This window comes from Hyphomonas sp., from assembly GCF_017792385.1.
Taxonomy (GTDB): domain Bacteria; phylum Pseudomonadota; class Alphaproteobacteria; order Caulobacterales; family Hyphomonadaceae; genus Hyphomonas.
This window is the reverse complement of the sequence record NZ_CP051230.1, coordinates 32,378-44,097: the sequence shown is the minus strand read 5'-3', so window position 1 is coordinate 44,097 and position 11,720 is coordinate 32,378. Positions and strand designations below refer to the sequence as shown.

Here is an 11,720-nt window from a genome sequence, read left to right as displayed (position 1 = left end):
TGGTGTTCGCAATCGCCTATCCTTTCGTCTAAGACAGGGCGCACGTCCAAACGGCGATGAATGAGGGTCCCATGGCATCAGACAGCAATTCTGCGGCAGAAAACGGCGTGTCTGAAAAGCCGAGCCTGGGAGCCAAGCTGAAACAGGAATTGCGGGAATGGGGCGCCACGCTGGCCGTCTTCGTGCCGGTGTTCCTGCTGTTCTCCGGTCTCGCCTACGAGCAACGTGTGATTCCGTCCGAGAGCATGGTGCCGACCCTGCAGGTGACCGACCGTGTGGCAGTGGCGAAGTTCGCCTATGGCTATGACCGCTACTCGCTGCCCTTCTCGATGGGCCGGTTCATCCCTCTGCCGCCGGGCCGCATCTTTGCCAGCCAGCCCAAGCGCGGTGATGTGGTGGTCTTCGAGCACCCGCATACCGGCCGGGTCATGATCAAGCGCCTGATCGGCCTGCCCGGGGATCAGGTCCAGCTGATCGGCGAACAATTGTTCCTGAATGGCGAGCCGGTGGAAACCGAATATGAGCGCACCGTACGCTTCGTGCCGCACCGCGGTGTCGCCATTGAGGCGTCGCATGAATGGCGCGAAACCATCGGCGACAAGAGCTGGTCGACCTATCGTCAGGAAAAGGGCGGCCGGGGCGACAATACCGACCTGTTCATCGTGCCCGAAGGCCATGTCTTCATGATGGGCGACAATCGCGACAATTCCCTCGACAGCCGGTTTCCGAGCGGGCACTGCCCTGCCATTGACGGCGTGATCGACCGCGCCGGCTGCCAGCCGCGCGTTCCAGCGGTTGAGGCCTCCATCGGCTTTGTTCCGATGGACCATCTGATCGGGCGGGCGGAAACCGTTCTGGTCAGCTTCCACAAATGCAAGCTGCAGGACGATGAGCCCTGCCGCAAGCGGGTGTGGAAAGGGCTGTAGTCCGCTTGGCCCGATGGAGACGCCGCGCCGGTTGAGGTGAAACGCGCCTTGCCCGGCCGCACCAACCCCGTTAGGGCATTTTGGAACGAGTGGTCACTGGGGGCCCGCAAGAACGAGTAGAACGCGTATGGCGATGCCAGACACGACATCGACAGGCCGTAAGCGCGGTCCCATCATCATTTCGCGTCACGGTCGGCCTGCGCTGGACCGGACGGCGGGGCCGCGACTGAACTGGAAAGAGTATCGCGACTGGTGGGAGCGCTACGAGATCGGCCCGCTGGCGGATGACCAGGACGCGCCGGATGCGCTGAAACAGGTCGTGGCCGATGCGGACATCGTGTTCGCTTCCGCCCGCCTGCGCGCCCAGCAGACCGCCGCCAAGGCAGCCCCGCACCTTCAGGCGCTGTATGATCCGGTGTTCAACGAGGCGCCGCTGCCGCCGCCTTTGCTGCCGGGGGTGCGCTATCTGCCGAAGACATGGAATGTGCTGGCCCGGGCCGTGTGGCTGAACGGCCATGCGCTTGACGGGGAAAGCGTAAAGGAAGCGCGCCTGCGCGCGGCATCTGCCGCCGCCAAGCTGGATGAGGCCTCCAGCGAGGGAAAGGTCTATCTGGCCGCACATGGCTGGTTCAATCGCATGATCCGGCCGGAGATGAAGAAGCTGGGCTGGAAATGCACCTTTGATGGCGGCGATGCCTATTGGAGCTTCCGGGTCTACGAGTTCAAATAATTCTGCCCCTAAAATGGTTGTGGACCACAGGTGGGCGAATTAGTGTCACGGAAATTTCAGGAAGGATGAGGCGGCAGAATGGCTGACGCGAAAGAGAAACCAGTCGACAAACTCAGCTTCGAGGAAGCCCTGGCGGAGCTGGAAGTCATTGTGCGTCAGCTGGAAGCCGGTGAGGTCGAACTGGAAAAATCGATCGCGATCTATGAGCGCGGTGCGGCCCTGAAGGCGCATTGTGAATCGCGCCTGAAATCCGCCGAACTGAAAGTCGAACAGATCGTGCAGGGGGCCAAGGGGCCGACCACTGAAACCGCCAGTTTCGACTAGAGGGGCGTCGACATGGGCGATGCCCAGGAATTCGAGCAGCGCCTGAAAGAGGTCGCCGACCGGGTCACCGTGGCCCTCGACCAGTTGATCCCGCCGGCCAGCGGGCCCGAGGCCAATCTGATGCGCGCCATGCGCCATGCCGCCCTGGCCAATGGCAAGCGGATGCGGCCTTTCTTTCTTCTCGAGACCGGGGCCATGTTCGAGGCCCCGGAAAAGACCTTGCTGAGGGCGGCTGCGGCGCTTGAATGCGTGCATTGCTATTCGCTGGTGCATGATGACCTGCCCTGCATGGATGATGATGATTTCCGGCGCGGCCAACCGACCGTGCACAAGGCCTTTGACGAGGCCACGGCGGTCCTGGCGGGTGATGCGTTGCTGACGCTGGCATTCAAGATTCTTGCATCCTCGGAAACGCATGAGGATGCCGGTATTCGCGCGATGCTGATCGAGCGCCTGGCCGACGCGTCCGGCGCACGGGGCATGGTGGGCGGCCAGATGATTGACATGCTGGAGACCGACAGCCCCCGTGATCTGAACACGATTACCCGGATGCAGCGCCTGAAGACAGGCGCGCTGATTTCCTATGCGACCGAGGCCGCTGCCATTGTCGGGCGGGCCCGTGAAGCCGAGCGCAATGCGCTGGCCGGCTTTTCGAACGATCTCGGGCTGGCCTACCAGATTGCCGACGACCTTCTGGATGCGACCGGCGATGAAGACCGGGCCGGCAAGCCGCTTCGCACTGATGAAGCTGCAGGAAAGGCCAATTTCGTGACCATTCTGGGGATTGAGGGCGCCCGCCAAAGGGTGCGTATTTTGGCCTCACAGGCGAAGGAACACCTCGCAATCTTTCATGAAAAGGCCCATATACTGCTGCAATCGGTCGATTTTGTGCTCGATAGAACGCATTAAGACCTGGTCAGAACAAGAATTCGAACCGAGCAAAGACTGGAATGACCGACGCCCGCCCCAACAGACTGCTGGATTCCATCCAATCGCCGGATGACCTGAAAGGCCGGTCGCGGGCGGAGCTGAAGCAGATTGCCGACGAGGTGCGGGACGAAGTCATTGATGTCGTGTCGGTCACCGGCGGGCATCTCGGATCCGGTCTTGGCGTAGTGGAACTGACCCTGGCCATCCATGCCGTGTTCGACACGCCGGATGACAAGCTGATCTTTGACGTCGGCCACCAATGCTATCCCCACAAGATCCTGACCGGACGCCGCGACCAGATGCGCACGCTGCGCCAGGCGGGCGGCCTGTCCGGGTTCACGAAACGGTCGGAAAGCGAATACGACCCCTTCGGCGCGGCGCATGCCTCCACCTCGATCTCGGCCGGCCATGGCTTTGCCAAGGCGCGGGACTTGCAGGGGGGCAAGAATCACGTCGTCTGCGTGATCGGCGACGGGTCGATGTCTGCCGGCATGGCCTATGAGGCCATGAACAATGCCGGGGCCAACAAGTCGCGCCTGATCGTGATCCTCAACGACAATGACATGTCCATCGCGCCGCCGGTCGGTGCGATGAGCAACTATCTGTCGAAGCTCGTCTCGTCGCGGCCGTATCGGGGGCTGCGCCGGATTGCCAAGAAGGTGGTCTCGCCAATGGGGTTGGAAAGCCCGGCGCGCCGGGCGGAAGAATATCTGCGCGGCTTTGCGATGGGCGGCACGCTGTTCGAGGAACTCGGTTTCTATTATGTCGGCCCGATTGACGGGCATGATCTCGATACGCTGCTGCCGGTGCTGGAAAACGTGAAGGCCATGCGCGATGGGCCGATCCTGATCCATGCGGTGACCCAAAAGGGCAAGGGATACGCCCCGGCAGAGAATTCCGCCGACAAGTATCATGGCGTGTCGAAATTCTCGGTGATCACGGGTGAGCAATCCAAGCCCCAGCCGAAGGCGCCGAATTATCAGAAAGTGTTCGGCCGGACGCTGGCCCAGCTGGCAGAAACCGACGACCGGATTTGCGCCATTACGGCCGCCATGCCGTCCGGCACCTCGACGGATATTTTTGCAAAACAATTCCCGGACCGCCATTTTGACGTCGGCATTGCCGAACAGCATGCGGTGACGTTTGCGGCCGGACTTGCGGCGGACGGCATGAAGCCATTTGCGGCGATTTATTCGACCTTCCTTCAGCGCGGCTATGACCAGGTCGTCCATGATGTGGCGATCCAGAAGCTGCCGGTTCGTTTTGCCATCGACCGGGCCGGCCTGGTAGGCGCCGATGGGGCCACCCATGCCGGAAGTTTCGATATCGGCTATCTCGGCGCGCTTCCGGGCATGGTCTGCATGGCCGCCGCGGACGAGGCCGAACTGGCGCGTATGGTGGTGACGGCAGCCGGGATCGATGATGGTCCGTCTGCGTTCCGTTATCCCCGCGGAGAAGGCACCGGCGTGACCGTGCCGGACAATCCGCAACCTCTCGAAATCGGCAAGGGCCGCATCGTCCGTGAGGGAACGAGTGTCGCAATCCTGTCCTACGGCACACGCCTCGGCGAAGCCGTGAAGGCCGCGGAAATGCTCGCCGCGCAGGGCCTGTCCGCCTCGGTGGCCGATGCGCGTTTTGCCAAGCCGCTGGACGCGGATCTTGTTGAACGCCTTGCGCGTGAGCATGAAGTCCTGATCACGGTCGAAGAAGGTGCCATGGGTGGTTTTGGAAGTTTCGTGCTGGAACACCTGGCCCGCGCCGGCGCATTGGATGGCGGGCTGAAAATCCGCCCGATGACCCTGCCGGACACGTTCCAGGACCAGGACAGCCCGTATCAGATGTACGAGACAGCGGGGTTGAACGCCCGCCATATTGCGGCGCAGGCAATCGAAGCGCTGGGGCGCGGTGACCTTGCCGAACTGGAGCGCGTGGCCAGCGCCTGACTATCTTGCTGAAAAGCAATTTGCGGCTGCGCGCGAACCGGTCTTATGTGCCGCCCCATGAGACGTCTTCAAACCAGTACACTACTTGCCGCCGCGCTGTTTCTGGCCGCCTGCGCCACCGCGCCGGATCCGGTCGATCCCGGTCTGCCGCCGGAAACTGTGATCGCGCAGGCCCTGTCGGAACAAAACCCCTATACTGCCGAGCGCCAGCTAAGCGGTCTCCTCAATCGTGACACGCTGACGACGGAGCAGAAGGTCCAGGCTTTGTACCATCGGGGCAGCCTGCGTCGCCAGTCGGCCGACAATCGGCGCGGCGCCGTTGAGGATTTCGAGGCGATGCTGGCCCTGGCTCCCGACCATGCGCTGGCCGCCAATGCCCGCACCGAACTGGACTATGCGCGTACCGATGTGGAACGGATTGAAACGTCCATGAACCGGTTTTTGAACCTGCCGGACTGGTTTGACGGCATGTGGGTGCTGGGCGAGCATGAGGCGGCCGTGGCCCGGTTTCGCGACTCCGGTCTCGCGCCGACCCCGGAACAGGTCGAAAAACTGGTCGCCGCCGGCTATGTCTGCGATGCGGATGATCCCGATGCCCGTCTGCACACCTATGGCGACGATCGCGACGATCTGAAGGGCCTCGACTGGTGCGCGGCACTGACCGGATAAAGATCACATAAAATCCACAATACCGCCCTGTCCGCGCGCAGGTTGGCAGATTAGGACTGGTGGTCGACCCCTTTCACTTCCTGCTGGAGACGCCCCATGATTCGTATCAGCCTTCTTGCTGCTGCTTCCGCCCTGGCCCTTGCGGCCTGTTCCTCGACGCCTGCGCCGGCTGGCCCGGATGCGACAGCGCCGTCCGTCGCAGACGCCCCGACCGGGTACACGCTGGCCATGATGACCGTGGAGGGCCTGCAGGAGGCTGGCAACACACAGACCGCGATTGACCGCCTTACCCAGCTGACCGGCGACCCCAAACTGTCGCGCGAGGAACTTGCCGAGGCGCTGGTTCGCCGCGGCGAGCTGCGTATGGGCGCTTCAGGCTATGATGTCATGGGCGCCGTGGACGATTTCGAGGAAGTCGTGAACACGCTCGACGACACGCCTGCCTACAACCGCGCCCTGCCGCTGCTCGAAACGGCGCGCGGAAAGGCGGATTCGCTGATGACGCTGCTCAATCAGCCGGAGACGACCCGCCAGCAGAAATTCGACATCCTTATGCAGCTGGGCCGGCATGAGGACGCCATCGACCTGATGATCGCCAGTGACCTGACACCCGACAATCAGACGCTGATCGCCATGTACCAGATCGGCTATCTCTGTGATGGCGACGAGCTGACCGGACGGGCCTATGATGCGGTCGAGCCGGATGGAACCGAGCACGCGCTGCGATTCTGCGATTTCGGGAAATAAACCGAGACTTTTTCAGGTCCTGGACCGGAAACGCTGCGGGCACCGTCAAACCGGCGGTGTCCGTATTTTGCCTGTGGCGACGGGCGGCGGAATTCGCTCTTCCTCGCGAAAAATTGTCGGCTGAACGGACAGTTTTTCCTTCAACAGTCGGGTCCGGCGTGATTGTGTGGAGGAAACACACATTCAGAGGAAACCCATGCCCGCAGACACCTTGCCGAACTGGCCCGCCATGTCCATCGCCCAGGCGAACGACCTCCTGGCCGGACCAGGCTCTCCGCTTGAACTGGTTGATGGCGTCGTCGATGGCGTCGAGATGAAGCTCTACAAGAACGCGCCGCCTTCCGTGCCGCTGATCCTGCAACTGGCGAGCGTCCAGTACGCCGACCGTGACTATATCGTCTATGAGGATGAGCGCGTCACGTTCAGCGCACTGGCCAAGGCGGTGGTGAAACTGGCCGGGGTCATGCAGGAAACCTATGGCATCCAGAAGGGCGACCGTGTCGCGATCATCATGCGGAACTATCCGCAATGGCCCGTGGCGTTTTTCGCTGCATCCATGATCGGCGCCATCGCAACGCCGATGAATTCCTGGTGGACCGGCGAGGAGCTGGAATACGGCCTCTCCTTTGCCGGCGTGAAGCTGGCGGTTGTGGACCCGCAGATCTATGAGCGCATCCGGGCGGCATGGGAAAACCTGCCGGACCTGAAAAATGTGATCATCGCGCGCGACCCTGAAGGCGAATATGGCGATCCGCGTGTGGCCCAGATGGAAACCCATATTGGCGGAGCGAATGACTGGGCAGGCCTGCCCGACGTGTCCTGGCCGGCGATCAATGTCGGGCCCGATGACGACGCCACGATCATGTACACGTCCGGGACGACCGGAAAGCCGAAAGGGGCGCTCGCCACCCATCGGGCGGTGGTGTCCAACATGTTCAATTCGATGACGTGTCAGGCCCGCATGTTCCTGCGCAAGGGAGAGCCGGTGCCGGAGCCCGATCCGAACGAGCAGCGTGCGACGCTTCTGGCCATTCCATTCTTCCATGCGACCGGCGCGTTCGCGATCATGATCCCGTCCCTGATGCGCGGTGACAAGATTGTGTCCATGTACAAATGGGACGCCGGCAAGGCCCTGCCGATCATCGAGCAGGAAAAGGTCACGGCGGTCGGAGGAGTGCCGGCAATCGCCTGGCAGCTTCTCGAACATCCGGACCGGGACAAGTATGACCTGTCCTCGATTGCCGCCATTTCCTATGGGGGCGCGCCATCCGCACCGGAACTCGTCTCCACGATCAAGAAGCGCTTCCCGGATGCGGCGCCCGGCAATGGCTGGGGCATGACGGAGACCTGCGCCACGGCCACGCTGAATATCGGCGAAGACTATGTGAACCGGCCCGGCAGCGCCGGGGCGCCGCCCAAGGCGGTCGAACTGAAAATCTGCGATTCGGATGGCAATGAGCTGCCCCAGGGCGAGGTCGGCGAACTCTGGTGCAAGGGTGCAATGAACTGCAAGCTGTACTGGAACCGTCCGGACGCCACGGCGGAAACCTTCCGGGATGGCTGGGTCGTGACCGGAGATCTTGCGCGTCTGGACGAAGAGGGCTTCCTGTATCTGGTTGACCGGGCAAAGGACATGCTGATCCGCGGTGGGGAGAATGTCTACTGTATCGAGGTTGAAAACGCCCTGTACGAACATTCCGCCGTTATGGACGCAGCCGTCGTCGGCATCCCGCACAAGGTGCTGGGCGAGGAAGTTGGCGCGGTGGTGCAACTGAAGCCGGGTACGTCGGTGACCGAGGATGAGTTGCGCGCTCACGCCGCTGGTCATCTGGCCGCGTTCAAGGTGCCGGTGAAGATCATTTTCATGGAGGAGCCGCTGCCGCGCAATGCAAACGGCAAGATCCTGAAGCCGGTCCTGCGCGAGCTGTTCCAGAAACCGGAGCCGGCCTGATGGCGCCGGTACGGCAGGTTGGCGGCCGGGATGTCTTTCCGGTCGGCCTGGGCTGCATGAACATCACGCACGCCTATGGTCCGCCCATGGACGAGGGCGCGGCCAAGGCATTGCTCGTGCGTGCGCTCGATCTCGGCTATGATTTTCTGGACACGGCGACACTGTACGGTTTTGGCCGCAGCGAAGAACTGATCGGCGAAGCGCTTAGGGACCGCCGCAGCGAATACCTGCTCGCCAGCAAATGCGTGCTTGGCTTCAAGGACGGCCAGCGCACGCTGGATGCCCGCCCGGAATCCATCAAGGCGGCCTGCGAAGCCAGTCTCAAACGTCTCCAGACCGATGTGATCGATCTCTATTACATGCACCGGCCCGACCCGAACGTGCCCATCGAGGATTCTGTCGGTGCGCTTGCCGATCTCGTGCAGGAAGGAAAGATCCGCATGATCGGTCTGTCGGAAATGGGGGAGGCGGATCTGCGCCGGGCCCATGCCGTCCACCCCATCGCTGCCATGCAGAGCGAATACTCCCTATGGGTGCGCAATCCGGAAATCGCCATTCTGCAGGCATGCCAGGAACTGGGCGTGGCACTGGTGGCCTTTTCGCCGGTTGGGCGGGGCTTTCTGGCAGACCCTCCAGTCGATCCGGCCAAGTTCCACGCATCGGATTTGCGCGGCTCGATCTTTCCACGCTTCTCCCCGAAAAATTATGCAGGGAATTTGCCATTGCTGGACGTTGCGCGCGAATGTGCCGGAGATGTGGGGTGCAGCGTCGCTCAACTCGCGCTCGCCTGGACGTTGGCAAAGGGCGACCACGTGGTTCCAATACCGGGCACGACGAACTTGCAGCATCTCGAGGAGAACTGGCGGGCAGGGCAAATTGAACTTTCAGGCGACATCGTCGCAAGGCTTGATGCGCACTTCCTGCCGGAGAAGGCCGTTGGCCCGCGCTACAATACGATGGGCCAGTCAGTGGTGACCACGGAAATGTATCCGTTCGAGCAGACGCAATGAACGGCGATCCGGATCAGGCCTACCCGAAATCTGAAAATGGCAAGCCGGTCGCCCTCGAGGCGCGCGGCGCGGAAATGGATGGCCGCCGCTTCTCGCCGTCCGTCGCCCGCAACCGTGACCCGATCCTGAAAGTATTCCGGGAGCATGTGTGTACGGATGGTCATGTCCTGGAGGTGGCATCCGGCACCGGCGAGCACGGCGCCTATCTGACGGAAGCGCTGACGGACCTCCACTGGACCTATTCCGACATCGACCCGGAAAGCCGGACCAGTCAGGCTGCGTGGCGGAAAAGCGCGGCGCATGACCGTCTTTCGGGCCCCCTGATCCTGGATGCCAGCAAAAGCGATTGGGGCGAAGCCGAGCGACCGGGGCACTGGGATGCGATCGTGTCGGTCAACATGATCCACATTGCGCCTTTCGAAGCCGCGCTCGGCCTCATCGCAGGCGCGGGCCGCCTGTTGAAGCCCGGTGGCCGCCTGTTCCTGTACGGACCCTTTGCGCGCGATGGTGACATCGCGCCGTCAAACGCGGCGTTCAGTGAAAATCTTCAGGCGCGTGATCCCGCCTGGGGCGTCCGGGATCTGGATCGCCAGATTGTTCCAATGGCAGAAGAAGTGGGGCTGTCAGTGGCGGGCATTCTGGAGATGCCCGCCAACAATTTCAGCGTGGTGTTCCGGCGTCAGGCCTGATCACCACCACCGAAGCGTTCGGTCCACTCCGCGACCTGGGTATCCTCGATTTTCTGGAACAGGACGTCCGGCGGCGAAATCTCCATTCCGTGGGGTAGGCTGTCGAGCAGTCCGGCAATGTCGCGGAACCCGAAAGTGCGATGCTCTTCCGGAATGCCGAGAGCGTCCAGAATCTTCTTTCCGGCCTCGGGAATGATCGGCAGAGCGAGAATGCCAAACAGCGCAGCGAGGTTTAGGCCGGTGCGCACGCCGACCGCGGCGGCATCGACATCCGATTTGTACTTCACCCAGGGTTCGGCCTTGGTCAGGTATTCATTGCCTGCGGCCCAGATGGCGCGGGTCTCGGCGGCGGCCTTGCGGAATTCCATCGCTTCATAATGCTCGATCAGGCGCGGCAGCCGGTCTTTCAGTTCGGCGACCATCCAGGCTTCTGCCTCACCGGCCTGTCCGGCTTCCGGCACCTTGCCGTCGAACTTGGACACGGTGTATTTGGTGATCCGGTTGACGAAATTGCCGAGCACGTTTGCGAGGTCGGAATTGATGGCAGCCTGGAAGCCTTCCCAGGTGAAAGCAGCGTCGGAGCCTTCAGGCGCATTGGCGATCAGGTACCAGCGCCAATAATCGGCCGGCAGCAGGTCCAGTGCCTGATCCATGAACACGCCGCGCTTGTTCGAGGTCGAGAACTTTCCGCCATACCATGTGACCCAGTTAAAGGCCTTTAGCTTGTCGACCGTCTTCCACGGCTCGCCGGAGCCCAGCAGCGTGACCGGGAAACTGACCGTATGGAAGGCGACATTGTCCTTGCCCATGAACTGGACATATTCGGTCTCGTCTGCGCCCTTGTCGGTGCGCCACAGGGCTTCCCAGTCATTGCCCGTGGCTTCGGCCCATTCCTGGGTTGCCGCGATATATTCAATCGGCGCATCGAACCAGACATAGAAGACTTTGTCTTCGAATCCTTCGCGGGGGGCGCCGTCTTTTCCGACGACCGGGACACCCCAGCTGAGGTCCCGCGTGATGGCCCGGGCGATCAGGCCCTCATCCAGCCATTTGTTGGCGATGGAGACGGCGAGGCTGGGCCATTTGGCGCCCTTGCTGTTGACCCAGTCGCGGATCCTGTCCTGCATCCGGCCCTGAAGCAGGTAGAGGTGATTGGTGTCGCGGATTTCGATATTGCGGCTGCCGGAGACCGAGGAATACGGGTCGATCAGGTCGACCGGGTCGAGCAGGCGTCCGCAATTGTCACACTGATCGCCGCGCGCTTTTTCGAACCCGCAGGTCGGGCACGTCCCTTCGACATACCGGTCCGGCAGGAAACGGCCGTCATCAATCGAATAGACCTGTTTGGAGGTACGCTCCTCGATCAGCCCGTTCTGTTCCAGAACTTGTGCAAAATGCTGTGTCAGCACGCTGTTTGCCGGGCGTGAGGAGCGGCCGAACCAGTCATAGGACAGGTGAAAGCCTTCGCCCGCCTTGCGCTGGATTTCGTATTGCTCGTCGCAATAGGCCTGTACGCTCATTCCTGCCGCCTGGGCGGCCAGTTCGGCCGGCGTACCGTGCTCGTCAGTGGCGCAGATATAGGTCACGTCATGGCCCATCAGCCGCATCACCCGGGCATACACATCGGCTGGCAACATCGAGCCGGCCAGATTGCCGAGATGCTTGATGCCGTTGATGTAGGGCAGGGCGGAGGTGACGAGGATGCGCCGGGTTTGCGTCATGGAGATGCGGTCTTTCCCAAATAGCGTTACAGGCAGAGCCGGGCCGGGTGCCCGACAGCCCAGCACGTTTTAGCGGCGCG

General features: G+C 62.1%; 11 protein-coding genes. 10 read left to right on the top strand and 1 reads right to left on the bottom strand.

The annotated features are described in order from the left end of the window. Positions 1–71: 71 nt before the first annotated feature. The 10 genes from lepB (at position 72) to HF955_RS00135 (ending at position 9,919) form a co-directional block, all read left to right on the top strand. Positions 72–926 (top strand): signal peptidase I, encoded by an 855-nt coding sequence (gene lepB, locus HF955_RS00180; protein ID WP_291077012.1) that lies wholly within the window; start codon positions 72–74, stop codon positions 924–926. Positions 927–1,059: 133 nt separating this feature from the next. Further along, the gene (locus HF955_RS00175) at positions 1,060–1,656 is read left to right on the top strand and encodes a histidine phosphatase family protein (protein ID WP_291077030.1); all 597 of its coding nucleotides are present in this window, start codon (positions 1,060–1,062) and stop codon (positions 1,654–1,656) included. A 78-nt stretch (positions 1,657–1,734) separates the two neighbouring features. Beyond that, a complete protein-coding gene (locus tag HF955_RS00170; protein WP_291077010.1) occupies positions 1,735–1,980 on the top strand; it encodes an exodeoxyribonuclease VII small subunit in 246 nt (81 codons plus the stop codon). A gap of 12 nt (positions 1,981–1,992) precedes the next feature. Next, positions 1,993–2,889 carry a polyprenyl synthetase family protein gene (locus HF955_RS00165; protein ID WP_291077009.1) on the top strand — a complete coding sequence of 299 codons (897 nt, stop codon included), beginning with the start codon at positions 1,993–1,995 and terminating at the stop codon, positions 2,887–2,889. Positions 2,890–2,930: 41 nt separating this feature from the next. Beyond that, positions 2,931–4,853, top strand: coding sequence for a 1-deoxy-D-xylulose-5-phosphate synthase (gene dxs, locus HF955_RS00160; protein ID WP_291077008.1), 1,923 nt, complete (start codon positions 2,931–2,933; stop codon positions 4,851–4,853). Positions 4,854–4,910: 57 nt separating this feature from the next. Continuing rightward, the gene (locus HF955_RS00155; RefSeq protein ID WP_291077007.1) at positions 4,911–5,522 is read left to right on the top strand and encodes a hypothetical protein; all 612 of its coding nucleotides are present in this window, start codon (positions 4,911–4,913) and stop codon (positions 5,520–5,522) included. A 96-nt stretch (positions 5,523–5,618) separates the two neighbouring features. Then, positions 5,619–6,269 carry a hypothetical protein gene (locus HF955_RS00150; RefSeq protein ID WP_291077006.1) on the top strand — a complete coding sequence of 217 codons (651 nt, stop codon included), beginning with the start codon at positions 5,619–5,621 and terminating at the stop codon, positions 6,267–6,269. Positions 6,270–6,465: 196 nt separating this feature from the next. Beyond that, positions 6,466–8,220, top strand: a complete 1,755-nt coding sequence (locus tag HF955_RS00145) for a class I adenylate-forming enzyme family protein (protein ID WP_291077005.1) — start codon at positions 6,466–6,468, stop codon at positions 8,218–8,220. Further along, a complete protein-coding gene (locus tag HF955_RS00140; protein WP_291077004.1) occupies positions 8,220–9,230 on the top strand; it encodes an aldo/keto reductase in 1,011 nt (336 codons plus the stop codon). The genes HF955_RS00145 and HF955_RS00140 overlap by 1 nt, the downstream gene beginning before the upstream one ends. 74 nt (positions 9,231–9,304) lie before the next feature. Next, positions 9,305–9,919, top strand: a complete 615-nt coding sequence (locus tag HF955_RS00135) for a DUF938 domain-containing protein (RefSeq protein WP_367279808.1) — start codon at positions 9,305–9,307, stop codon at positions 9,917–9,919. Here the strand turns inward: HF955_RS00135 and metG are convergent. Then, on the bottom strand, positions 9,910–11,640 hold the full coding sequence (gene metG, locus HF955_RS00130) for a methionine--tRNA ligase (protein WP_291077002.1): 1,731 nt from the start codon (positions 11,638–11,640) through the stop codon (positions 9,910–9,912). The genes HF955_RS00135 and metG overlap by 10 nt on opposite strands. Positions 11,641–11,720: the final 80 nt, after the last annotated feature.

Excerpts from the sequence above, each read along its gene's own strand:
- lepB (WP_291077012.1), top strand. The coding sequence starts at position 72 with ATGGCATCAGACAGCAATTCTGCGGCAGAAAACGGCGTGTCTGAAAAG.
- HF955_RS00175 (WP_291077030.1), top strand. The coding sequence starts at position 1,060 with ATGCCAGACACGACATCGACAGGCCGTAAGCGCGGTCCCATCATCATT.
- HF955_RS00170 (WP_291077010.1), top strand. The coding sequence starts at position 1,735 with ATGGCTGACGCGAAAGAGAAACCAGTCGACAAACTCAGCTTCGAGGAA.
- HF955_RS00165 (WP_291077009.1), top strand. The coding sequence starts at position 1,993 with ATGGGCGATGCCCAGGAATTCGAGCAGCGCCTGAAAGAGGTCGCCGAC.
- dxs (WP_291077008.1), top strand. The coding sequence starts at position 2,931 with ATGACCGACGCCCGCCCCAACAGACTGCTGGATTCCATCCAATCGCCG.
- HF955_RS00155 (WP_291077007.1), top strand. The coding sequence starts at position 4,911 with ATGAGACGTCTTCAAACCAGTACACTACTTGCCGCCGCGCTGTTTCTG.
- HF955_RS00150 (WP_291077006.1), top strand. The coding sequence starts at position 5,619 with ATGATTCGTATCAGCCTTCTTGCTGCTGCTTCCGCCCTGGCCCTTGCG.
- HF955_RS00145 (WP_291077005.1), top strand. The coding sequence starts at position 6,466 with ATGCCCGCAGACACCTTGCCGAACTGGCCCGCCATGTCCATCGCCCAG.
- HF955_RS00140 (WP_291077004.1), top strand. The coding sequence starts at position 8,220 with ATGGCGCCGGTACGGCAGGTTGGCGGCCGGGATGTCTTTCCGGTCGGC.
- HF955_RS00135 (WP_367279808.1), top strand. The coding sequence starts at position 9,305 with ATGGATGGCCGCCGCTTCTCGCCGTCCGTCGCCCGCAACCGTGACCCG.
- metG (WP_291077002.1), bottom strand. The coding sequence starts at position 11,640 with ATGACGCAAACCCGGCGCATCCTCGTCACCTCCGCCCTGCCCTACATC.